The 23,354-nt window shown below is 44.2% G+C and carries 23 protein-coding genes, 3 tRNA genes and 1 rRNA gene; 10 read left to right on the top strand and 17 right to left on the bottom strand.

Annotated features, from left to right (window positions below; genetic code table 11):
* Positions 1 to 58: 58 nt before the first annotated feature.
* Complete coding sequence (locus tag L5M40_RS08115) at positions 59 to 595, bottom strand: DUF4136 domain-containing protein (RefSeq protein ID WP_168825041.1); 537 nt, start codon at positions 593 to 595, stop codon at positions 59 to 61.
* Between the two features lie 176 nt (positions 596 to 771).
* Here L5M40_RS08115 and L5M40_RS08110 point away from each other — a divergent pair, with 176 nt between their 5' ends.
* The gene (locus tag L5M40_RS08110; RefSeq protein WP_028759256.1) at positions 772 to 1,077 is read left to right on the top strand and encodes a DUF1289 domain-containing protein; all 306 of its coding nucleotides are present in this window, start codon (positions 772 to 774) and stop codon (positions 1,075 to 1,077) included.
* 86 nt (positions 1,078 to 1,163) lie between these two features.
* On the opposite strand, the gene L5M40_RS08105 is transcribed toward L5M40_RS08110, so the two are convergent.
* From L5M40_RS08105 to L5M40_RS08085, 5 genes are all read right to left on the bottom strand, one after another.
* Complete coding sequence (locus tag L5M40_RS08105) at positions 1,164 to 2,432, bottom strand: ATP-binding protein (protein WP_168825043.1); 1,269 nt, start codon at positions 2,430 to 2,432, stop codon at positions 1,164 to 1,166.
* Positions 2,433 to 2,443: 11 nt separating this feature from the next.
* A complete protein-coding gene (locus tag L5M40_RS08100) occupies positions 2,444 to 3,157 on the bottom strand; it encodes a response regulator (protein ID WP_006080570.1) in 714 nt (237 codons plus the stop codon).
* Positions 3,157 to 3,567: a DUF3019 domain-containing protein gene (locus L5M40_RS08095; protein WP_028759258.1), complete on the bottom strand. Its 411-nt coding sequence runs from the start codon at positions 3,565 to 3,567 to the stop codon at positions 3,157 to 3,159. The genes L5M40_RS08100 and L5M40_RS08095 overlap by 1 nt, the downstream gene beginning before the upstream one ends.
* 5 nt (positions 3,568 to 3,572) lie before the next feature.
* Positions 3,573 to 4,436, bottom strand: coding sequence for a MipA/OmpV family protein (locus L5M40_RS08090; RefSeq protein WP_113939918.1), 864 nt, complete (start codon positions 4,434 to 4,436; stop codon positions 3,573 to 3,575).
* A gap of 362 nt (positions 4,437 to 4,798) precedes the next feature.
* Positions 4,799 to 5,035 carry a hypothetical protein gene (locus tag L5M40_RS08085; protein WP_028759260.1) on the bottom strand — a complete coding sequence of 79 codons (237 nt, stop codon included), beginning with the start codon at positions 5,033 to 5,035 and terminating at the stop codon, positions 4,799 to 4,801.
* A gap of 816 nt (positions 5,036 to 5,851) precedes the next feature.
* Here L5M40_RS08085 and L5M40_RS08080 point away from each other — a divergent pair.
* On the top strand, positions 5,852 to 6,415 hold the full coding sequence (locus L5M40_RS08080; RefSeq protein WP_113939919.1) for an acetate uptake transporter: 564 nt from the start codon (positions 5,852 to 5,854) through the stop codon (positions 6,413 to 6,415).
* A gap of 68 nt (positions 6,416 to 6,483) precedes the next feature.
* Here L5M40_RS08080 and L5M40_RS08075 read toward each other — a convergent pair whose 3' ends face one another.
* Positions 6,484 to 6,954: a YcxB family protein gene (locus tag L5M40_RS08075; protein WP_173497907.1), complete on the bottom strand. Its 471-nt coding sequence runs from the start codon at positions 6,952 to 6,954 to the stop codon at positions 6,484 to 6,486.
* 241 nt (positions 6,955 to 7,195) lie between these two features.
* On the opposite strand from L5M40_RS08075, the gene L5M40_RS08070 reads away from it, so the two are divergent.
* A complete protein-coding gene (locus tag L5M40_RS08070; protein ID WP_028759263.1) occupies positions 7,196 to 7,534 on the top strand; it encodes a DUF1971 domain-containing protein in 339 nt (112 codons plus the stop codon).
* Between the two features lie 99 nt (positions 7,535 to 7,633).
* Here L5M40_RS08070 and L5M40_RS08065 read toward each other — a convergent pair whose 3' ends face one another.
* Both L5M40_RS08065 and L5M40_RS08060 read right to left on the bottom strand, forming a co-directional pair.
* Positions 7,634 to 8,050 carry a VOC family protein gene (locus L5M40_RS08065; protein ID WP_028759264.1) on the bottom strand — a complete coding sequence of 139 codons (417 nt, stop codon included), beginning with the start codon at positions 8,048 to 8,050 and terminating at the stop codon, positions 7,634 to 7,636.
* Between the two features lie 56 nt (positions 8,051 to 8,106).
* Positions 8,107 to 8,721 carry an NADPH-dependent FMN reductase gene (locus tag L5M40_RS08060; protein ID WP_263175717.1) on the bottom strand — a complete coding sequence of 205 codons (615 nt, stop codon included), beginning with the start codon at positions 8,719 to 8,721 and terminating at the stop codon, positions 8,107 to 8,109.
* Positions 8,722 to 8,868: 147 nt separating this feature from the next.
* Between L5M40_RS08060 and L5M40_RS08055 the strand changes: the two genes are divergently transcribed.
* Complete coding sequence (locus L5M40_RS08055; RefSeq protein WP_263175716.1) at positions 8,869 to 9,504, top strand: helix-turn-helix transcriptional regulator; 636 nt, start codon at positions 8,869 to 8,871, stop codon at positions 9,502 to 9,504.
* Between the two features lie 106 nt (positions 9,505 to 9,610).
* Here L5M40_RS08055 and L5M40_RS08050 read toward each other — a convergent pair whose 3' ends face one another.
* Positions 9,611 to 10,537: a TPR end-of-group domain-containing protein gene (locus L5M40_RS08050; protein ID WP_212601711.1), complete on the bottom strand. Its 927-nt coding sequence runs from the start codon at positions 10,535 to 10,537 to the stop codon at positions 9,611 to 9,613.
* Positions 10,538 to 10,697: 160 nt separating this feature from the next.
* On the opposite strand from L5M40_RS08050, the gene L5M40_RS08045 reads away from it, so the two are divergent.
* Positions 10,698 to 11,420 carry a pseudouridine synthase gene (locus tag L5M40_RS08045; protein WP_263175715.1) on the top strand — a complete coding sequence of 241 codons (723 nt, stop codon included), beginning with the start codon at positions 10,698 to 10,700 and terminating at the stop codon, positions 11,418 to 11,420.
* A gap of 96 nt (positions 11,421 to 11,516) precedes the next feature.
* On the opposite strand, the gene hmpA is transcribed toward L5M40_RS08045, so the two are convergent.
* From hmpA to L5M40_RS08015, 6 genes are all read right to left on the bottom strand, one after another.
* On the bottom strand, positions 11,517 to 12,710 hold the full coding sequence (hmpA, locus tag L5M40_RS08040; protein WP_263175714.1) for an NO-inducible flavohemoprotein: 1,194 nt from the start codon (positions 12,708 to 12,710) through the stop codon (positions 11,517 to 11,519).
* Between the two features lie 250 nt (positions 12,711 to 12,960).
* On the bottom strand, positions 12,961 to 14,586 hold the full coding sequence (locus L5M40_RS08035) for a methyl-accepting chemotaxis protein (RefSeq protein WP_173496965.1): 1,626 nt from the start codon (positions 14,584 to 14,586) through the stop codon (positions 12,961 to 12,963).
* A gap of 165 nt (positions 14,587 to 14,751) precedes the next feature.
* Positions 14,752 to 14,838 (bottom strand) — tRNA-Leu (locus tag L5M40_RS08030).
* Positions 14,839 to 14,906: 68 nt separating this feature from the next.
* Positions 14,907 to 14,993, bottom strand: a tRNA-Leu gene (locus L5M40_RS08025).
* 54 nt (positions 14,994 to 15,047) lie between these two features.
* Positions 15,048 to 15,123 (bottom strand) — tRNA-Phe (locus L5M40_RS08020).
* A 229-nt stretch (positions 15,124 to 15,352) separates the two neighbouring features.
* On the bottom strand, positions 15,353 to 16,114 hold the full coding sequence (locus tag L5M40_RS08015) for an outer membrane protein assembly factor BamD (protein ID WP_105249967.1): 762 nt from the start codon (positions 16,112 to 16,114) through the stop codon (positions 15,353 to 15,355).
* Positions 16,115 to 16,236: 122 nt separating this feature from the next.
* Here L5M40_RS08015 and rluD point away from each other — a divergent pair, with 122 nt between their 5' ends.
* The 3 genes from rluD (at position 16,237) to clpB (ending at position 20,719) form a co-directional block, all read left to right on the top strand.
* On the top strand, positions 16,237 to 17,211 hold the full coding sequence (gene rluD / locus L5M40_RS08010) for a 23S rRNA pseudouridine(1911/1915/1917) synthase RluD (RefSeq protein ID WP_212601714.1): 975 nt from the start codon (positions 16,237 to 16,239) through the stop codon (positions 17,209 to 17,211).
* Positions 17,212 to 17,946 (top strand): peptidoglycan editing factor PgeF, encoded by a 735-nt coding sequence (gene pgeF, locus L5M40_RS08005; RefSeq protein ID WP_263256502.1) that lies wholly within the window; start codon positions 17,212 to 17,214, stop codon positions 17,944 to 17,946. It begins immediately after the preceding gene.
* A gap of 199 nt (positions 17,947 to 18,145) precedes the next feature.
* A complete protein-coding gene (gene clpB, locus L5M40_RS08000; RefSeq protein ID WP_105249964.1) occupies positions 18,146 to 20,719 on the top strand; it encodes an ATP-dependent chaperone ClpB in 2,574 nt (857 codons plus the stop codon).
* Positions 20,720 to 20,989: 270 nt separating this feature from the next.
* On the opposite strand, the gene L5M40_RS07995 is transcribed toward clpB, so the two are convergent.
* Positions 20,990 to 21,457 carry a DUF4124 domain-containing protein gene (locus tag L5M40_RS07995; RefSeq protein ID WP_263175711.1) on the bottom strand — a complete coding sequence of 156 codons (468 nt, stop codon included), beginning with the start codon at positions 21,455 to 21,457 and terminating at the stop codon, positions 20,990 to 20,992.
* A gap of 94 nt (positions 21,458 to 21,551) precedes the next feature.
* On the opposite strand from L5M40_RS07995, the gene pssA reads away from it, so the two are divergent.
* Positions 21,552 to 22,403: a CDP-diacylglycerol--serine O-phosphatidyltransferase gene (pssA, locus tag L5M40_RS07990; RefSeq protein WP_263175710.1), complete on the top strand. Its 852-nt coding sequence runs from the start codon at positions 21,552 to 21,554 to the stop codon at positions 22,401 to 22,403.
* Between the two features lie 713 nt (positions 22,404 to 23,116).
* Positions 23,117 to 23,354: ribosomal RNA gene (locus tag L5M40_RS07985) — 16S ribosomal RNA — on the top strand; the annotation flags it as partial.

Raw genomic sequence — 23,354 nt, 5'->3', positions numbered from 1 at the left:
GAATGTTTGATGGGTGAAAATGGGCGAGATACGCCCATTTTTACCCTTTAAAACGTGATCATTTTTTCGGTGGGAATTGCGCCAAAATTCGGTTGACGGCTTTGGCGGTATCTTGGGCTTTCTCGTTACCGCCTGTATCGAAATCATAGCTGTCGCTGCCACGCCAAATAAGAGCTTTGGTCTTAGGATCGACAATATCTATCTGAATGGTTTGAATTTTAGCGGTATCACTCCCCAGCGGCACGCCAACACTGGTGCCTATGCCAATCCCGCCCGAATTTCCGAATGTGCCTGTGCCTAATCCAATGGATAGCCCTGAATCTTTGGGCTTATCTTGGGTGAGTAAGGCGTAGGCGACGTTAAAGTCCGGCGACGCTGTATTTTCTACAAACCCTTTTTGAGTCAATTGGTTGTTAATTTCTACTTGAATACGCTGGGCGCTTAACGGGTCATCCGTCGGCTGTGGTGTTAACTGGGTAAAGCTGCGTAGTGCGGTGAAGTCGTAATTGAGATCATAATCGTTTTTCGGTTTACTGCTGCAAGCGCTTAATAAGGCAACAGCGACGAGCAGACTGGCAAAGTGACGGTATCCCATGATAGTGCTCCAAGTTGTACAAACTCTGTTCAATGTGCCTTGATTAAGGTTGTTTCTGCAAGTACTTTAGATAAGTGTGTTGTATTTGAATCGCTTTGAATGCAATCCAACGGTATCTTTTTTAGCGCGGGTCGTTTTGAGTATGGTTTATTTTTAGATAGGAATAGCGGCGGGTTATGGAACAGTTAGCCTTTTTTGATATCCCGAGTCCTTGTATCGGTGTGTGTGTTACCGATGCGCGCGGTTACTGTAATGGTTGCCTGCGAAGCCGTGACGAAAGATTCAATTGGTTAACGTTTTCAGATGCGCAAAAGTATGATGTCATTCGCCTGTGTACTCAACGTAAACGTCGTCGCCAGTTAGCGATGATGAAAGCAAGGCAAGCACAAATAGAGCAAGAAAGGGCAGCGTTAAACCCACAGTTGAATTTTGAGCCTGAGCCCGAAGCCGATCTGGATTTTGGTGGCTTCGAGCTAGACTAATAGGTTGAATTGACTTGTTTAACTCTTTTTTTGTATTCGCGAGTGGGATTCATGACTGACTTGTAATAGTCTCATCTCGATTCCTATTACAGCTTACGTTTTTTCGGCCAGATTAAACTAAATCGAGTATGTTGTGCATCACTTGTAACACTCACATTCCCTTGATGTCGTTGCATAATCCGTTTGATGATCGCAAGGCCTAAACCATGTCCTTTATTGCCATTCTGTACCGATTGGCTGCGATAAAATGGCTCGAACACTTTCGGTAAATCCACCGCAGGGATAGGTTCGCCGTCGTTACTCACACTTAAATTGACCCTGTGCTGGGTCTGCTTAACTTCAATGATGATTTCAGTGCGGGCAAAGCGTTGTGCATTGGTCAGTAAATTCTGTAGTGCCCGTTCGATTAATGCGGGTTCTCCGAATAAGGGCAGTTTTTCGACTTCGGCCTTGAGCGTTATAGGCGTTGGACTTAAGGTTTCTAGGCGCTTAATACTTTGATTGATGAGATTAATTAAATCGTACTCATCCAACTGGATACCTTCTCGCTGTGACTCTAAGCTGGCGTAGGTCAGCAGTTCTTGAAGTAAGTCTTCCATTTCTTTGATGTCGAGCTGCATTTCATCGAGAAAGTCTTGTCGCTTCTGTTCGTCCGAATCTGGCTGACAATACATAGGCATAAGTGCAAGAGCAAATTTGAGCCTCGCCAGTGGCGTGCGGATCTCATGGGATACCGCATTAGATAAGTGTTTCTGGTTCTCAATCAAGGCGCTGATATGTCGCGCCATTTCGTTAAACGTATTGGCTAAGGGCTTAACTTGGGAGCGATTTGACAGGGTAATCCGCGTGTCCCATTTGGCTTCGCCAAATTCTTTGGTGGCCTTACGCAGTATGCTCAAATCCCGTGAAAGCGGGCCGACCCAAATTAGCGCAACGAGGGCGAGCGATAAATAAAAGAACAGGGTGAACAGGCTGCGAAGGTTGGCTCTGGGATCTATGTCCAGCGGCCCTGCCATTAAGACTTGATCGTCTACTCGAATAAATTGCAGCAAGCTATCATCATTGGCCGTGGTGGTGAACACCTTGCTTGTGCTTAACGCTTGATTATCTGCCAGTGCGACTTGATCTGCATTGAGTAATTGCAGTGGCATCACAGGGTTCGCAGGGATCGCCTCCAGATACCGTTGGCGGGCATCGGGAGGTAATTCCGCTAATAATTGCGCTAATGCCACTAACGGCGCATCGAGGGCATTATTGTCATCAACATTCTTCTGCCACAGGCTGTCGAGTGTCCAGCCAATCCCAAGCACGCTGAGACTGAGTAGCAGATATAAACTGATAAAGAGACGTTTCACTGTATTTGTGCTTAGTTATTCCAAGCTTCAGGAGCAAAGAGATAACCTTGTCCCCAAACGGTTTTAATTCTGAAAGGTGTCTCAATATTATCGTTGAGTTTTTTACGTAATCTAGAGATCCGCACGTCAATTTTTCGATCTTTACCATCGAAATCAATATTGAGTAACAACTGATAAATATACTGACGGCTGAGCACTTGGCCCGCTTGCGAGGCCAGTAACCACAGCAATTCGAATTCATGGCTGGTGAGATCGATTTCAGTTTCATTAAGACGAATCGCATGGGTATGCGGGTCGATACTCAATTTACCGAAGGTTAGACAATGTGATTCTGCCTGTGGTGGCTGATTCTGACGGCGAAGTAAGTTGTTGATCCGCGCAACTAACAGAGCAGGATCGACGGGCTTGACCACGTAGTCATCGGCACCGAGTTCTAGTCCTTTGATTTGATCTTCGCTTGAGCCAAGTGCGCTCATTAATAGGATTGGACCTGCGAAATAATCGGGCAGTTTCTCACACAGGGTGAGACCATCCATGCCCGGTAGCATAATGTCTAACAGTATGATATCTGGCTTGTAATTGATTAATCGTGTTAGCACTGTATCGCCACGGCGTTCAACTTCAACATGCATACCATGGGATTTTAGGTAATCTACAATCAAGTTTGCTAGGCGAACGTCGTCTTCAACCAATAATACTCTGTGGTTCGATTGTGGGCTTGTCATTAAAATAAACTCCAAGGGTTGCGGTAACGTCTGCGAACCTGAGGTTGTGATGCAGAAGTGATTTTAAGTTTGGCACCAGCCAAAGTTTGGTTACTGTCTTTACTCACCATGACAAATTGAATATCCGTCATAGTGTGGATTTTCATGCTTAACGTATGGGTTGAAACTGAATCACTGCACCATTTGGGATAGGCGGCGTTGTCGGACAAGATACAGATAAGCTCATCTTTAGCGAGTTCCCACTGTAGTTCTATATAGACGTCACAGGCCTCAGTTTCTGAACTTGTGATGCAAATTTCGGGTGTGAGTTTGAGTGCCGAGTCGCGAGTTTTGGCTTGTGCTGAACTTTGGCCCATCAAGCCGAGGCTTAGACCTATAAAGCAAAGCAAGCTTAACTGAGGCAGTGTCACTAACGTTAGAACCTATAGGCAGCGCCGATAAAGTAGGTGCTGCTATAGTCTTGGTCTAACAAGGGACTGGCGGCAATCTCATCGGCAATTAGAGTGTAACGAACTGCCAACAGTAGATCCCAATTGTCAGTTAATATGTAACGGGCCGTCATTTCCGCACCTTTATCCCAACCTGATTTTGCTTGATATCTTTCGCTCCAATAGGCGTTTTCACTGGGTCTAACGCTGTAATAATAATCCACTACATCTTGGCTTTTCCAATCAAATACCAACGCAAACTCAAAAATGAAACGGTCGTAATCCCAGCCATAGGTCCATTTTATTTGTGCTTCCGAACCTTGATGCACATTAAACATATCATGGGTGTACGCCAATCTAATAATACCGAGCCGCGTATAGATGAATGCTTCGGCACCGCCAAGTAAGGTGAAGTTCCGAGTCTCTAAGGAATTAAACTCAGGCTCGGGCTCAGTCGATAAATACATACTATTTATGGCTTTGGCTTCAACTTGAGTGCCACGATTCAAAAAGATATTTGATGGGTCCCATTGATAGAAGTAGGCTCTATCTAAGCTATAACTTGTTACTAAGTTAATTGTAAAGCTTTCTTGCTCGGCTAAGGTATAACCTAAATTACCATTGTCGAAGAACCAGTGTTCGCCGTAATAGGCCACTGTTGGAATAAAGAACAATGGAATATCGTCAAAATCCCTGAGTGGATTGCTTTTTTGTCCCCAGCCTATGGCGATGCCTAGATCCCAGTTGTTCATCTCAATACATTGATTTTCTGGTGCACAGGCTTCTTTCGCCATTCCGATTGCAGGCAAAATACTTAAACTTGTAATGAGGACAAAAAGAATACGATACATGATTTAACGATTAAGGGCTGAGGTTAACAATACAGGAAAACAGATTAGCATTTTATGCTCAATTCAACAGTGGTTTCATTCACGGAGATGCAAAATGATACAGCTATCAATTAAATAATAAATTTATGGATTGCACAATATGTTGATAGTCATGCTAAAAGCTTATCTTGGCAGCTTTCGTACGGTTAATTGTGGATGTTAAATTTTGTGTTTTATAAGTTTCGAGTGTAACTGAAATGATGTTAATTATGATGTAAAAGCTGTGTTGCTTGGAAATAATAATGCCATTCGCAAGTGTGAATGGCACAGACTGAAGCCGAATAACCTACTTTGCGGTAATAACACAGAGATTAGAATGAAGATTAATTGACCTCAGTAACTGACTTGTAGCCCATTTCTGTCAATTGATCGTTTACACAATCAAGCACATATTGTTTTAGCTCAGCATTTTCGACTTGATCTTCAGAGGCCATCTGCTGGCACACTTCTTTCAGCTGAGCGAGATCGGCTGCTGGTGCAGGCGGTAAAGAGGAGTCGTCAGCAAAGGAAGTGAAACTTACTAATGCCAATAGAGTAAAAACAGCTGATAACTTATTCATTTTATTTCCTTTAGTTATGTATTGTTAACCACAGATTAAGATGCATTCTCTTAATTCCACTGTGCCAACATCAGCAATTTATCACTGCTATTCTGTTTTAGATATAAATAATTTTTACCTTTTTTGATTAAGGTTTTTTACCTTATTTTCCCTTGATTCGCTTCAAGTAAATGGGCTGGCTAAGTGTACTTTATTTGCTCTAGTTTGATTCATTCTCAGCATCTTTTGCTGCTTGAGTTAGGTTCACAACCCTCCCTCTGAACTCATGCGTGCTAAGTTGTCTCTTCTAAACTTGTGTTTGAAATTAATTGCTGAAACCTGCACATAAACTTATGTGCTTAACTTATGCGCTTAATTGTGTGCTTAATTGTGCGTACAGTAGAACTTGGATTTCTTTCAAAAATGTTGCTAACATCACTTTAAGGACTTATTTGCGATAAAGTGCATTATTATCACTGTTTATGGTCGATTTTTAATGAAGGTTTAATCGCCGCTGTTAACTGAATTATGCGGTAGTTATAAGAAGTCATATAAAATGAGATATGACGCATGTTGTAGACCATTTTTTCTAGAATATTGAATTAAAAAGAATTAATTTTTATGTGTTTTTTAGTTTAAATTTTATTTTACAGTTTATTATTTTAACTTTATGTTTTTATTATTTATTTTTATGTGTTCGTTTGTTTTTGATGATTACATTGCTAAGATTATAGCTATCCTCTAGAATGCGCCGCTCTCGCAGGTGCGCGTGCATAAGATTAATGGCAAATGCTATTGATTTTTATTGAATTGTTGATTTTTCTCTAGGGGAACTCTGTGTCTACAAAACTGGCTAATCCAGCGCCATTAGGTTTAATGGGCTTTGGTATGACAACAATTTTGTTAAACATTCATAATGCGGGATATTTCCCTATTGATTCTATGATCTTAGCCATGGGGATTTTTTACGGTGGCATTGGTCAAGTGATTGTGGGGATTATGTGTTTCATGCGCGGCGATACTTTCGGTACGACGGCATTTACCTCATACGGTTTGTTTTGGTTAACGCTAGTGGGCCTCATTTTAATGCCTAATGCTGGCATTGCGGCGAGTCCAACGTATTTTATGGGCTGGTATTTAACGCTTTGGGGCATATTCACGGCATTTATGTTTGTGGGTTCTTTGCGTTATCCAAGAGCCAAACAGTTTGTGTTTGCTTCTTTAACTATCTTATTTTTTCTGCTGGCGGCGCGTGATTTTACGGGTAGCGCCTTGATTGGCACTATTGCGGGCTTTGAAGGGATACTTTGCGGTGCGAGTGCGATTTATTTTGCGATGGCGCAGGTGCTTAATAATGAGTATGGCCGTACGATTTTACCGGTTGGTGAATTGAAAAAGTAACGATTCAGCAATGCAGAGTTGTAAAAAAGGCTGATGAAGATCAGCCTTTTTTATGGGTGTTAGCTGTACTAGATTTTAGTTTTAATATAGGCCACAGCTGCTTCATCTAAGCTACGGAGAGAAACATAACTCGTGCCTGCTTTGTGGGTAATCAAGAAGCCTTTTTCAGTTTCTTTAATCCGGTAAATCTCGGTCCATAAAATTTGGCTGGTCACAGACATAGATTGAGTATGAATCCCTTGCTCATCAATAGTGAGTGTGACCTCATTGCTGGCCGCTTTACTCATCATCTGACGCATCAACCACCATGCTTTGTGATACTTCACATTGAGCGCTTCGATAACACCTAACCCAACAAAAAAGTAGGCTAAATAAAGGCTAATATCGGTGAAAATAAGCGCGATACCTATCAGGGTTAATCCAATGGCTTTGTAGTAAGGTTTGAGCGTGGGATCTGGTACCACTGATTGCGTATAGCATTCATCGAAATGGGCTTTATCTAAAATATACGTTGTGGAATATGAATAGGGCGTTGGCATCATGTCATCTAATTGAGGTGGCACTTAATGCGGGCTAGTGTAGCGATTACAGTGATGAAAGTAACTAACCTTGCTATTGCAAGCATGAATGAGCACTTTGGTGTTTTCAAATTCGACGTTCAAACCCGCTCGTTAATACAGGTCAAGATATGAGTTGGACAGAAATACGGCAACGGCTATATTAGTCTTGCCGTAAGCATTACTCGATTTTCGTGATTTGACACAAGGAGTGCAAAACATCATGGCCTTAGTCCCCAAAGATTTTGTAAATTACAAATCAACGCCGGTTTTCAACCATGACAACGTTCCTAAAATGTTGCTGCACATGCACAATACTAAGGCTGGCGTGTATGGGCAGATCCAAGTGTTAACGGGCAGCTTAAAGTTTTATGGCTATACGGGTAGCAGGGGCGAATTAGATAAAGAAGTTATTATTCGCGCAGGTGAAACCGCCATATCACATCCTGAATATTGGCATAAAGTGGAGCTACTGACCGAAGATACTCAGTTTAGACTCCACTTTTATGCCCATAAGGATTCGGCCATAGTGGCGCAGCAACAATCCGAGCGAAGCGAATAGTGTCTAGCACCTAGCACCTAACACTCAGTCCAATTCGCGCGGTTAGCAGCTGCTGGCAACTTCTCGCTAATAACCGATTTACGCTAATAGCAAATGGCACTAATAGCGATTTCGTTCCGTTGGAATATCAGTTAAATACTCCACAAATTCCACTTCAAAGCCATGGGCATCGAAGAAGTAAATATTGCGTCGATAGGGATCTTCCATACCATCTTTGGCAATAGGGAAACCTGCCTGGGTCAGTCTTGCTATCACAGCATCTAAGTTGTCGGTCACAAAGGCAAAATGCGCCAGTCCAATTTGATGACCAGCCAAATCGCGGTTTTCACCTTCACCATTGTCACTAAAAGCAATGTATTGATAATCATCGCCAAAATGAATCCAATTACGGGGTTTGCCGTACCAAGTGCCTTTATCGCCACCGCGAACACGCCAATGGGGGAAAGCCGCTTGATAAAAGCGCAGTGCTGCGGGGATGTCGTCTACCACTAAATTGATATGCTCTAAATGAATCATAATGCGTTCCTTGTAATGATTTTAGTCTGTTGCTGGTGGTTAAAATCTCAAGCCGCTTACATACCGTAACAGTATTCCTGCTGCTTTGGGTACGCTTGATTGGCATGTTGTTCACGAATGGGGACTAATGCTTGGGCGTATTGATGCAGCATATATAAGCTGTATTGCACTCTTTCCCTAAGCGCGATATCGCGGGCACTCTCAGGGATTGCATTGAGTACATGGCTGACATTGCGGATGATTAAGTGATCGGGTATGGGCACTAATTTATTGTTTTTAAGGGCATTCATCTTCACTTCAACGATAGGATAGGTACCGCTAATACCATCCGATATTGAAACTAATAAGGCGGGTTTATGGGCGGTTTCTTCGCGAGTACACATCAATAAAAAGTTCTTCAGTAATGGTGATGCCATGCCGCCCCATTCCGGGGTGATCAGCACTAGCGCATCGGCTTCATCGACTCTGTGCTCTATTTCGGGCCAGTGTTCACCTTTGTTGTTTTCTTCTCCGTCCCAAAAGGGCAGATTAAACAGGCATAGTTCTAAGTGATGTATCGTGTCGTAACCCATGGTGTGGGGAGATGAGAAACTGCTTTCCGCGATATAACGACCGACTTTAGCACTTTGTGAATCGGGTCTTTGGCTGGTGCTGATGATGAGTAATTTCATTAAGTAAACCTATTTGTTTATAAATTATTTGTAAGGTAATTGCTTTATTTAATCTTGTAAAGGATAAAGTAAATAAAAAAGTTTATTTAATCTGTTAAAGCTGCGGAGATTGGGAGATAATGCTTCGGCTGAAATCGGGGAGACTCAATGAAAACTACTGATAAGATTATTCAATTACTCAAGTTGCATGGCCCGCTTACCGCTAAAACCTTAGCGGAGGAATTGGCGTTAACGACTATGGGGGTGCGTCAACATCTGCAAGCTTTGGAAGATATGGGTGATGTGGATATTGAGGATCGAGTTGAAGGCCGCGGTCGCCCAACACGTTACTGGGGATTGACTGAACAAAGCCGTACTCACTTTGCCGATCGCCATGAGGAATTGACGGTACAGTTGATTGACTCGGTAAAAATGATTTTTGGCGACCAAGGCTTGGATAAGCTTATCGATCACAGGGAGCAAAGTGCGTTAGTCCAATATCGTGCGGCAATGGAAGGTGCTACGGATATTCCGACACGTTTGGCCATACTTGCGAAATTACGCTCGAACGAAGGTTATATGGCGACCATGGAACACATCGATGGCGTGTATTTTTTACTCGAAAATCATTGTCCAATCTGCGCCGCAGCGACTAAATGTTTGAACTTTTGCCGCTCTGAGTTGCAACTTTTCCAGCAGTTATTCGCTGATATTGCCGTGGTGAGCCGCGAAGAACATATCATCGAAGGTGCTCGCCGCTGTGCATATAAAATTGCGGCAATTAAAGTTGCGTCGATAGCCTAGTAGTGCACTTAAGTTGTTTGCTTGAGGCGTTTTATCTGTGGGATAAAACGTCACTGAAAGCTAACGCTACATATTAAGCATTCGTTCTGGGCTTAAACTTAGGAGCTTAGGGCTTATCAGGTTCGTGATAGGCCAATAAGGTTTCGAAACGAGGATGCCCTTTAAGTTGTGAGAAATCAGCTTCATCCAACGCTAGCTCTTTGAAGGATGCGCTGTTATGGATGGCGCGTTCCAAATCAGAAATTGCCCTATCTTCAACACCTAAACACGCAAAGGCGCAGGCTCTTTGATAAAAAGCATGGGCGTTCGTTGGGTCAACCTCTAAAACACGATTACATAGGCTTTGTGCCCAATTAAATTCGCGCATTTCCATTGCGGCATCGGCCTTGTAGGTCAGCGCTTCCAAGTCTCCAGGTCGAATCGTGAGGATTTCATCGTAGACTTCAATTTTTTGTTCGGGTGTTTGGGCACTTTGGGCGCGTAGCCACAGATTATGAATTTCATTAATCACTTCTATTTCACGATTATTATCCGTGATAGTACGACTCTTATGCTTGAGTTCTTGCTCGAGTAATTTGAACTTTTCTTCGTATTGTTCGGCAATACTCTGCAGCTGATTCGCGGCCAGTTTGGCGGTATGTGTCTTGATTTCCCGTAGGGATTGCCAGCCGATAAAGGCAACTAAAGAGGCGACGCCGGCGATCATATAAAAGAAGTAAGTGACAGTGACATTGGCGTAATTCATCGACTTGTCGGCAACGGCCAGTTCGCGATCTGTGATATCTATGGTGAGGCGCCGCTCAAGATCCTGTTGATCGTATCTGAGGGATTTGAGTTCATCGAAGACGTAGCGCTCTATCAGCGGTTTATCATGGATGGCGAAAGGTTGAGGCGCTTCAGGGGGATTTACTGCATCGCTCGCTTGAGTGAAGAATGAGCTCGCGAGTATCACTAAAAACAAGGCTAAAAATAGCAGGTTCGAACGTATCATAACGGGACTTGCAGATAAGTTTTTGATGCGGTAACCACTCACAATAAGATGAATTGAACGCCTAGCTTAACAAATTTTGCCTAGTTTGATCTAATTTTGCTCTAAATAACCTCTGTGATGCTTACTGTATTGGCTCGCTATGACCTGAACTCGCATCCTGCTAGAATGGCTATCCCATTCATATTTCGTCATTTGTGGTGTTATGCAGTCTAAGCGCGGCCGACTCGATCGTTATCTTTGTACCCAGTTACACACTCACCGTAAAGTGGTGCGTGAACTGTTACTCTTGGGCCGAGTTCGTGTCGATGGATTGATAGTGAAGGACATGGATAGGCAAGTGGATGAGTTTTCTCACATCCAACTCGATGGGCAAATATTACAGGCCAACACGCCAGTTTACTTGATGTTGCATAAGCCGATTGGCGTGGTGAGCGCGACTAAAGATACTCAGCATAAAACCGTGATTGATTTGCTCGATTGCGAAGCCCGTGATGAGTTACATATCGCGGGTAGGCTAGATTTAAATTCTTCGGGTTTGTTATTACTGACCAATGACAGCCGCTGGTCTGATGCACTAATGTCACCGACGCATAAGGTCGATAAAGTGTATCGCGTCACCTTAGCTAATCCATTAACTGAAGAATATATAGCCGCATTTGCCGAAGGCATGTATTTCAGCTTTGAAGAAGTAATGACTCAGCCCGCTAAATTGGTGATCCTTGCTGACCATGTTGCTGAAGTGACTTTAAAGGAAGGTAAGTACCATCAAATTAAGCGGATGTTTGGCCGCTTTCGAAACCCAGTTGTTGGTCTACATAGATTATCAATAGGTGATATTGTGTTGGATGAAGCTCTGGCGTCGGGCGAAAGTCGTGTGCTGACTGCCGCAGAAGTGGCTTGCATCCGCTGTAAACCGGTAGCTTAGAGACATAGAGCAATTCAATTTATCAGCCATTATTCTGCGTATTCTAAATATAAAAATGGACTTGAGAGTCAGGTGTCCCAAGCCCGTGACATGGGATTAGAGATCGGCGTGGGGGCCGAATACTTCATAGTGCATGTTTTCAGCTGAGACACCCAGAACGAGTAATTGTTGCTTGATGGCTGACATGAATCCAATAGGTCCGCAGAAATAGTAACGTGCATGGGGAAGCAGTTGATCTGCGACTTTGCTTAATTCCATTTGTCCTTCGAAATCATAATCTGTACCTACCACATCGGTTAAACTCGGCTTGCGATACCAAACATGGCTCTTCAGATTATGATGTTGCTGACGCTTGGTGTGAATAGCCTGTTTGAAACCATGTACATCACCTTGCTCACAGGCATGTAGCCAAGTAATAGCACTTGGATGTTGCAACTTGAGCAATTGATTCAACATGCTTTTCATCGGTGTTTGACCCACACCTGCCGAAATGAGCACGACGGGGATGTCCGCCCCAACTTCTAAGATAAAATCTCCCGCCGGCGGCATAACTGCAATTTTGTCACCGATATGCATGGTATCGTGTAGCAGATTAGACACTTGGCCACCTAATTCACGTTTCACACTGATGCGGTAGCTGTTGCCATTCGGTGCATCGGATAGGGAATATTGGCGGATTTCTTCATATGCTAAATTGGGATGTTTTAGCTTCAAACTTAAGTACTGACCGGGAATGAAATCTTTAACTGGTTTACCATCTTCGGGCGTCAATATGAAGGAGGTAATGACTGTGGACTCAGTCTTTTTCGCGCTAATGATAAACTGACGCTCACCCAACCAACCGCCATCTTGTTCTGCATGTGCCTGATAAATTTGAGCTTCTCGTTGAATAAAGATATCTGCTAAAAATCCATAGGCCTGCGCCCAAGCTTCTAATACTTCTTCTGTTACTGCATCACCGCCTAACTCTTTAAGGGTGGCCAATAAGTGGCTGCCGACGATCGCATATTGCTCAGGCTTGATCAGAAATCCTGTATGTTTTTGGGCAATGCGCTCGACAGTCGAACTTAGCACCGCTAAGTTTTCAATATTTTTAGCATAAGCCGCGACGGCGTTGAACAGGGCAACAGGCTGGCCACCAGAATGCTGGTGTGCCAAGTTAAATACATCTTTTAATTCAGGATTATGTTTGAACATACGTTCATAAAAATGGGTCGTCAGCGCAGGGCCTGCGGATTCGAGTAAGGGGATAGTGCTCTTGATAACTTGGATTGTACGGCTGTCCAACATAGAAAATCCTTAACGTGCAAATATTATGAATGTTAAATAAGTTTAAAGATCTATTTGATTTGGATCAATAGTGATTATCGCAATTCGTGCTACCGATAAGCGTGATTAAGGTCATTTGAAGTGCTTTATCAAAGCGGGTATGAGATCGGGGAATGATAAATAAATTTATTATTTCAATACATTACAGATGGTTTAAGGGAGGTTAACTGCAACAGCAAAGCTTATTGCAGTCATAGTGTGGTTTTTTGACTTATAGTTTAAATGCACTCACTTGATTGCGCATACTGTTGGCGAGTTTAGTTAAATTAACCACAGATTCACTTAATTCAGCCGCCGATGCGGTGGAATGTTCGGCAATATCGCTGATGGCAATAATACTGCGATTAATGCTTTCGGCAACGCTACTTTGTTCTTCGGCAGCGGTCGCAATATGAGTATTAAGTTCTGTGATGCTATCTACTGAGGAGACGATTTCTTTCAGTGCTTGGCCTGCTTGATTAGCTTTATCATTAGCATCATCTACTTGATTTATACCTATTTCCATAGCGTTAACTGCTTCTTTAACGCCTTGTTGTAGTGTGGCAATCATGGCCTCAATTTCTTGGGTAGACTTTTGGGTGCGCTGCGCAAGGGTCCGCACTTCATCCGCAACGACTGCAAAGCCGCGGCCTTGTTCCCCCGCGCGGGCCGCTTCAATGGCGGCATTTAATGCCAATAGATTGGTTTGCTCGGCAATGCTTTTTATCACATCGAGTACGCGGCCGATATTTTGGCTCTCATTAGACAGAAATCCAATGACTTGTGCCGTTTTTTGAATTTGATCAGATAATTGCGACATACTGCTAATCGATTGCATTACAATATTATTGCCATTGGCGGCATAGGTATCGGCATCTTTGGCTGAATCTGCCGCCGCAGATGCGCTTTGGGCGACTTCTGCGACCGTTGCCGTCATCTCATTCATGGCCGTTGCAGTTTGCTCCGTTTCGGCTTGCTGCTGTTGCATACGTTTATTGGTTGCCTGCGTGAAGCTACTTAACTCATTTGCTGAACTATTAACGGTATTTGCCGCTTCGGCAATCGAATGAAGAATGCCCCGCAAGTGTTCAATAACTTGGGTGAGGCTAGTGGATATTTGTCCTAGCTCATCGTGATTAAAAGTAGTGAATTTGACGGTAAGATCTGAGTCTTGATGGATCAGCTTAAGTTTACTGAGAATGTCATTAATAGGGTTCATCACGCTGCGATTGACCCAGAGCCCAATCACAATACTGATAATCATGGCGGCACAGGCTAATGCTACAAAAATAGTGATTGAAGATTGGTAAATGGCATTCACACGATCTTTTTCTTCGCCTGCCACGCGAATTTGCAGTGCAATCAGTTCAGATATTTGGTTACTGATAGGGTCTATTACTTGGTAAAGCGGCAGGATATTGGCCGATAATTGGCTTGATACATCACCATTTAATCCTCTTAAGCGTGAGACCAGAGTGTCAATCTGTTGATTCGCGGGTGAGAACAGCACTTCGGCTTGTTTTACGAGTCGGGATTCTTCTGAGGTAAGTTCAGTGGCTAAGTATTTTTGCCAATGCTGGGTAATGGTAGATTTGGCACTGTCTAGCGCTTCAGCTGCTTGGGAGGCGGTGAAACCACCCGCGTTCGCCTTATTGACCGCATCGATAACATCGACCGCGTACTTATCAGCAATCACTTTTAAATCGTCTAGTGGCACAACTCTATCGCCATAGATACGTTCAACACCCGATTCAATTTTACCCATCATATTAATGGCGAGAAAACCAATCGTCATTAGCATTACAAGGGGAACCAGAATGCCGATAAACATTTTTTGTTTTATTTGTAAACCGTTCATATGGATAGCCTCAGTGAACTAAAGAGTCCTTTAGGCAGAACTCTATCTATCCCTATGATGAGTCTGTAACAATAGGTATAGCAAATCTGAGGAAAGAGGGGAGAGTTACAGAAAATTTATTTTGCTTCAGATACAAAAAAACCTCGCTTGGCGAGGTTTAAATGTTGGTACAGATGAGAGGACTTGAACCTCCACGCCCTTGCGAGCACCAGCACCTGAAGCTGGCGTGTCTACCAATTCCACCACATCTGCATGGCTATTCGATATTTCATCGAATTGACAATCTTAACACTGTGAATCTTAACTTTTGAACTGCAATTTGGTACAGGTGAGAGGACTTGAACCTCCACGCCCTTGCGAGCACCAGCACCTGAAGCTGGCGTGTCTACCAATTCCACCACACCTGCACTGTACCTATCGCAGTTCTCTAACATAAGTCGCTATCGCAACCCATTTAAAGATGGTGCCCGAACCCGGAATCGAACCAGGGACACGAGGATTTTCAATCCTCTGCTCTACCGACTGAGCTATTCGGGCGACGGGCGCAATTTAAAGGCTTTTCGGGTTTTGAGTCAATAGATTTTTACTAAATAACGGAAAAAGTGACTCAGTTGGATAAGATTTACACGAAAGTGTCATTTGTGTTGGTATTGAGGATATAAAAATAGCCAAACCACTATCCACATTGAGAACTTAGCGTTATCTATTTATGGCTTATCTAAGGTCACCAAGCAAAAAAATGCCCCTATTAAAGGGGCATTCTCGGTTAGTTTGATAAGATTTCATTGTTTGGGAAGTTAGCTTGCATTACCATGAGCACGTTTTGCTTCAGCTTGCTCTGACCTAATTCGCCATAAGCTTCTATCATTATCTCTAATGCCCGTTCATTTGAAGGGGTGCCAGGGTATGTTTCCATTACAGATTGTGCTCGGATTGCTGCGGCGCTCCATGCATTCATCTTGAGATAATACTCGGCAACTTGAATTGAATATTTTGCTAAGCGATTCTTCAACGCTAACATGCGTTTTTGCGCATCGGCGGCATATTTGCTGTTAGGGTAGGTTTTGATAAGACGATCAAAATCTTTGAAAGCATCTTGAGCATTTTTAGGGTCACGATCGGTTCGGTCGATATTAAGCATGTCGTGGAACATGTAATTGTCGGCTTGCATGTTCACTAAACCGCGCATATAGAACACATAGTCTACATCTGGATGAGTTGGATTAAGACGGATAAATCTGTCTATGTTCGCAATACCAGAAGCGACATCGTCCATTTTATAGTAAGCATATATCAGGTCTAACTGGACTTGAGTTTTGTGAGGTCCGAAGGGGAAGCGTGAGTCTAACGCTTCCAAAGAACGGACAGCTTTAGAGTAATTGCCAAGCTCCATAGAGGTTCTTGCCTGAGTATAAAGTACATCAGGTGACGTTTTGGCGGCAATATCGTTATCATCAGGGCTGCTGCTACAGGCTGATAACGCTAGTGAAAATAGGACTAAGGTAACGCCTTTGGAAAATTTATACATACTTGAATTCAATTCTTTTTAAGTTGTAGTTAAGAATTTTTCCATTTCACTATAAAATAGAAAACATCCGATTGTAACAGATAGCACACATTTTTTGACCCCTAAATGGGGATACGGTTCCTATGACACAAGAGATTAATCTAAAAAGCGAGATTTCGGCAACACAAACTGGACTGAGATTAGATCAGGCCCTAGCAGAGTTGTTCCCAGATTACTCGCGCACGCGCATCAAGGAATGGATCCTATCTGATGCAGTTCATGTTGACGGCGTTGTCGTTAATAAGCCCCGAGAGAAAGTTTATGAGCTGCAACAGATACTCATAGATGCTACTCTTGAAGAAGAAGTTCACGCAGCGGCACAGGCCATTGATCTGGATATCGTCTATGAAGATGACGACATTATTGTGATCAACAAGCAAGCAGGACTCGTGGTTCACCCTGGTGCTGGCAATGCCGATGGCACTTTGATGAATGCACTGTTGCACCATTGTCCTGATATTGAGCATGTACCACGTGCTGGTATTGTGCACCGTCTGGACAAGGATACTACAGGTTTAATGGTTGTAGCCAAAACCGTTGAAGCGCAAACCCATTTAGTTGCCGCCTTGCAGGCCCGTGAAATCACTCGTGAATACGAAGCGATTGTGATGGGGACTATGACAGGTGGCGGTACTGTTGATGAGCCGATTGGTCGTCATCCAACGAAACGTACTCATATGGCGGTGCATCACTCAGGTAAACCAGCTGTGACGCATTATCGTGTGGCGGAAAAATTCCGTAACCACACTCGTCTAAGATTGCGCCTTGAATCTGGCCGTACTCACCAAATTCGTGTGCACATGGAATACATTGGCCACGTATTAGTGGGCGATCCTGTGTATGGTGGTCGTCCAAAACCGCCGAAATGGGCCAGCCCAGAGTTTTTTGATATTCTGAAAAACTTCAAGCGCCAAGCGCTGCACGCAGTGCGTCTTGAATTAGCGCATCCTGTGAGTTGTGAAATCATGAGCTGGCACGCGCCAATTCCTGAAGACATGGTGATTTTGACGAAAGCACTGCGTCAAGACACAGTCGAGCATCCGATCGAGTATTTGTAAGTGTTTTATCACGATTGGCCTGTTCCCGCTAATGTCAGCATCGCTATGACAAATCGTCATGGCGGTGTGAGCGTGCATCCTTATGACAGTCTGAATCTTGGACTGCATGTCGGTGATGCGCCAGAGTTGGTGATGGCTAATCGTGAATTACTCTGCAAACAATTAGCGTTAACCGCTGAGCCTGTCTGGCTCGAGCAAGTGCATGGTACTCATGTGCTTAATTTAGATGCGCTGAGCTTAGCTCCTGCTGTGGATACACCGATTGCCGATGCCTGTTACAGCCGAACCGCGAGCCTAGTTTGCGCTATAATGACTGCCGATTGTTTACCTGTGTTGTTGTGTAATCAAGCGGGAACCGAAGTGGCTGCAGCCCATGCCGGTTGGCGTGGTTTATGTGATGGCGTGATTGAGGCCACCGCGGCGCAGTTTAGTTCACCTATGGATGAGTTGATTGCCTACCTCGGCCCGGCTATTGGTCCACAAAAATTTGAAGTCGGTGTTGAAGTACAGCAAGCCTTTTGTACTTTACATCCGCAGTCGGCAGCGTGTTTTATTCCAAGTGGTAACAAGTATCTTGCCGATATTATTGGCTTGGCTAAATTACGCTTGAGTTTACTCGGTATAAACCATATTTATAGCGCAGATATCTGCACAGTCAGCGACACGGATTACTTCTCTTATCGTCGCGATAAGGTGACGGGACGCATGGCTTCATTGATCTGGCTTAAGTCTTAAGCTAATTCCCCTACAGTTTGTATTTATTTGCGCGATATTCGCTTGAATTTGGCTAAATAGCCCCCATCTTTTAACTAACGAAATGTAATACCAATCCTATTTAGATCTCTCCATTAGCGGTACTGATTTTAAAGCCACTAAATTGGCAAGATGTCCTGTGGATTGGCATATCTCTACTATATGAGTGTTAGGAGGCTGTATGCGACTCGATCGTATGACCAATAAATTTCAGCTTGCCATCTCTGATGCCCAGTCACTCGCACTTGGGCGTGATCATCAGTTTATTGAACCGCTGCATTTGATGATGGCATTGTTGAACCAAGATTCAGGTTCAATCCATCCCTTATTGACCCAAGCGGGCATTCGAGTGAGTGCGCTGCGATCGCTCTTGAGTCAAGAGCTGGAACGCTTACCTCAAGTTGAAGGGACTGGCGGCGATGTACAATTATCCCAAGGTTTAATCCGTTTATTAAATCTGTGCGATAAATTGGCACAAAAGCGTAAAGACAAATATATCTCTAGCGAATTATTTGTATTAGCTGCGTTAGAAGGTGCCGATGCCCTTGCGCAAGCGCTGAAAAAAGCCGGCGCGACCAAAGAGTTGATGGAGCAAACCATTGAACAAATGCGCGGCGGCCAAAAAGTGGATGATCCGAACGCTGAAGATCAACGCCAAGCGTTGAAGAAGTTTACTATCGATCTGACCGAGCGAGCCGAACAAGGCAAGTTAGATCCTGTGATCGGCCGTGACGATGAAATTCGCCGTACGATCCAAGTGTTACAACGTCGCAGTAAAAATAACCCCGTCCTTATCGGTGAACCGGGTGTGGGTAAAACGGCGATTGTTGAAGGACTTGCCCAGCGTATCGTTAATGGTGAAGTCCCCGAGGGCATTAAAAATAAGCGCGTTTTATCCCTCGATATGGGCTCATTGATTGCGGGCGCTAAATATCGCGGTGAGTTCGAAGAACGTTTAAAAGCGGTACTTAATGAGTTGTCACAGGAAGAAGGTCAAGTGATCCTCTTCATCGACGAGCTGCATACTATGGTCGGCGCCGGTAAAGGTGAAGGCGCAATGGATGCGGGTAACATGCTCAAACCTGCGTTAGCGCGTGGTGACTTGCACTGTGTGGGTGCGACAACGCTCGATGAGTATCGTCAGTATATTGAAAAAGATGCGGCGCTTGAACGACGTTTCCAAAAAGTGTTGGTGGATGAACCAAGCGTTGAAGACACCATTGCTATTTTGCGTGGACTGAAAGAACGTTACGAGCTGCATCACCATGTGGAAATTACCGATCCGGCGATTGTGGCGGCAGCGACCATGTCGCACCGTTATGTGTCGGACCGTAAGTTACCCGATAAAGCGATCGATTTGATCGATGAAGCGGCATCGAGCATCCGCATGCAAATGGACTCAAAACCTGAGTCACTCGACAGGCTCGAACGTCGTGCTATCCAGCTCAAACTGGAGGAGCAGGCGTTAGCCAAAGAAAATGATGAGGCGAGTCGTCGCAGGCTTGACCATCTGCAAGAGGAATTACGTGACGTTGAAGCGAAAGCTTCAGAGTTGAACGAAATCTGGCGTACAGAAAAAGCCGCATTAGCGGGCACTCAGCACATAAAAGCCGATCTCGAACAGGCTCGAATGGACTTAGAAGTGGCGCGTCGTGCGGGTGATTTAACTCGGATGTCTGAGCTGCAATACGGTCGTATTCCTGAACTTGAAAAACAGCTCGATTTGGCATCGCAAGCCGAAATGCAGGACATGACGTTATTGCGTAACAAGGTAACTGAGTTCGAAATCGCCGAAGTATTGTCGAAAGCGACGGGAATACCCGTATCGAAAATGCTTGAAGGCGAGCGCGAAAAATTACTGCAAATGGAAGTGGCGCTGCATGAACGAGTGATCGGCCAAAACGAAGCCGTTGATGCGGTCGCGAATGCGATTCGTCGTAGCCGCGCGGGTCTGGCGGATCCAAATCGCCCGATTGGTTCGTTCCTGTTCTTAGGCCCAACGGGTGTAGGTAAAACTGAGCTGTGTAAATCACTGGCGAGGTTCTTATTTGATACCGAATCGGCTTTAGTGCGCATTGATATGTCTGAGTTTATGGAGAAACACTCAGTATCGCGTTTAGTGGGTGCGCCTCCAGGATACGTAGGTTATGAAGAGGGCGGTTACTTAACGGAAGCCGTTCGTCGTAAACCTTATTCGGTGATATTGCTCGACGAAGTCGAGAAAGCGCATCCCGATGTGTTTAACATTTTACTGCAAGTGCTTGATGATGGACGCTTAACCGATGGTCAAGGTCGTACTGTCGATTTTAGAAATACAGTGATCATCATGACCTCGAACTTAGGCTCCGACATTATCCAAGAAGGATTTGGTCAAGTGACCTATGCAGAGATGAAAGCGGCGGTAATGAATGTGGTCACTCACAGTTTCAGACCCGAGTTCTTAAACCGTATCGATGAATCTGTGGTGTTCCATCCATTGGATGCTGCCAATATCAAACGTATTGCTTCGATACAAATTGCTTCCTTACGCCAACGTTTGGCTGAAAAGGACTATACATTGGAGATCACCGACGACGCATTATCACTGATTGCGGAAATTGGTTTCGATCCTGTGTATGGTGCAAGACCGTTGAAACGGGCATTGCAGCAAGAAGTCGAAAACCCGCTGGCGCAGAAATTACTGCGTGGTGACTTGTTACCGGGTAAACCGATCAAGGTCAGCTGTGCGGGTGGCGAGTTAGTGTTCGAGCAATAACCCGTAGCTAGTAACTTAGTGTGTTGTTTGAATGCGATACGTTAATCGCAAGCTTGAAGTAGAATATGTTGACATAGGCGAACTGAAATAAGCGTTCTTGAATGAACGAGCTTGAAATAAACTATCTTGCAATAAGAGATAGCGCTGTTTTAGTCAGTATCGCTCCCGCTTCAAGCACTAAAACGAAAGGAGCCGAGTTTTTAACTCGGCTCCTTTTTTATTGCATCAGCTTAATCGTTCTTCATTAATGTAGTGGCATAGTGAATTTGGCTACTTCTTATCACAGAAGAGTTTGATTCTTTCCTGCTGCTGGGCAATCGAGGCTTGGCGATCTTCTTCAGTCATAGCGACAGATTCACCCGAATCGGAAGTTTGGCGGATAAGCTTAGTATGCGTTGTGAGTATTTCTAAATTGTGTTTTGCACTCTCACAAATGGAGTTAGCCTGTTTGGCGTCTTTTTCTTTAATCAGCGCCGCTGACTTTTCTAATTCATTGGCTTTAGAAGTTGGCTCAACTTTCTTTACCGGTGCGATAAAACCCACTTTCGCCTGCTCTAAATCTTCACTGTAGAGCTTTTCTGCTTTGATGTTTTCTTGTTGCGGGGCTTGTTGGCTGTAATGCGTCACCCCATTTTCATCGACCCAAGTATAGATAACGCCCGCAGAAACGGGGCCAATGAAAAGGCTGAGCCAGAGCCATCGATACAGTATTGTTCTGAACATGTTCACTTTTAACATCGAAATTATCCCTAACTGGTCTCTCATCGACATGATAATAAAATATGTTATCTTGAAAGCTAACTTCTCTTCACTGAACTAGCGTAATAAGTGTATGCAAAATTCTTCAAATCAAACAGTAAAGAATAAAGGTATCTATTTACTGCCTAATCTTTTTACGACAGCAGGATTGTTTTCTGGCTTTTATGCTGTGATAGCTTCCATGAATGCTAACTTTGAAGCTGCTGCAATAGCCATTTTTATAGCCATGATCTGTGATGGTCTCGATGGTCGAGTGGCAAGACTGACTAATACTCAAAGTGATTTTGGTGCCGAATACGACAGTATGGCGGATATGGTGTCCTTCGGAATGGCACCAGCACTACTCGCCTACAATTGGGCATTAGCCGACTTAGGTAAAATTGGTTGGTTGGCGGCATTTATTTATTGTGCAGGTGCGGCACTCAGGCTCGCTCGATTTAATACGCAAGTTGGCGTCGCCGATAAGCGTTACTTTCAAGGTCTCGCCAGCCCGGCAGCCGCAGCTGTTATTGCCGGCAGTATTTGGCTTGGTAATCAATATAGTCTCGATGGAAGAAACATCAGTTGGATTGCGGCCCTTGTTACTGCGGCAACCGGTTTACTGATGGTCAGCAATTTCCGCTATCACTCCTTTAAAGAAATTGACTGGCGTGGCAAGGTTAACTTTATCGTGATCTTACTGGTCGTCGGTGTATTTGTGGTGGTGTCAGTTCAACCTGCATTGATCTTATGTGTCGGCTTCTACTTATATGCGATTTCAGGCCCGATCATTACTATCAGAACGGTAAGGAAACTCAAAGTCGCGCATATTGTCGGTGATGATACGGTGACGAATGTCGAGATCAATCACTCAACCCAAGCTGCAGCACAAACACAAAGCGCTACAAATATCGAAAAAGAGAAACAAGAAGAGTATAAATCTTAGGGCTCGTGCTTTTGATCAGTGCTTATCATTAGCTAGGTGCAAACAAGAGTAAGACATCACACTGGCATAACGCTTTTAGAGGTTTGCTGATAGATATTACGAAAAATAGCTATCAACTTCTGTTTATGCCCATTCAATCTATTAAAACTCCATCAATAGGCGATTTTTTCTGCCAGACTTATCAACCCAAACAGCGATATTGCTTAGTGTTGCAGTATATTTCTGCAGTTTGATGGTTATTTATTCGCTTGGCGGAGATTTTTAAAAAAGCCCTTGCACAAAATCCTCTGCTGCCTATAATGCGCATCCACTGACACGGCAGACAGCGTTAAGCAGCCTGGTGTGACAGTTCATTGATGAGTTTACTGATTGATGAGTGTTGAGAAAGTTTGCAAAAACTCCTTGACGCGAAACGGGAAATGCGTAGAATACGCAGCCCTAGCCAACTGGAAGCGTTCGACGCTCAGTGTGGTACTCACCTTCTCTTATGAGGTTGAGTTGCTCTTTAACAAGATAAAACAAGAAATCTGTGTGGACACTCACAGGTGTTGAGTTAATCGAAACTGCTTAACCTTCGGGTTGGCAGTCAAAAATTTAAATCAATGTAACAATGAGTGTTCATAGYAATATGTACAGTTTGTTTCTTTTAGCGAGAAACAAAAAATCAGAATTCATTGAGCCGCTGAMGTCGCAAGACGGAAGCAACAAAACTTTAATTGAAGAGTTTGATCATGGCTCAGATTGAACGCTGGCGGCAGGCCTAACACATGCAAGTCGAGCGGCAGCGCAAGGGAGTTTACTCCTGAGGCGGCGAGCGGCGGACGGGTGAGTAATGCCTAGGGATCTGCCCAGTCGAGGGGGATAACAGTTGGAAACGACTGCTAATACCGCATACGCCCTACGGGGGAAAGGAGGGGACCTTCGGGCCTTCCGCGATTGGATGAACCTAGG

Source organism: Shewanella sp. SM68, assembly GCF_025653925.1.
Taxonomy (GTDB): domain Bacteria; phylum Pseudomonadota; class Gammaproteobacteria; order Enterobacterales; family Shewanellaceae; genus Shewanella; species Shewanella oncorhynchi.
This window is presented reverse-complemented; position numbering and strand designations above follow the sequence as displayed.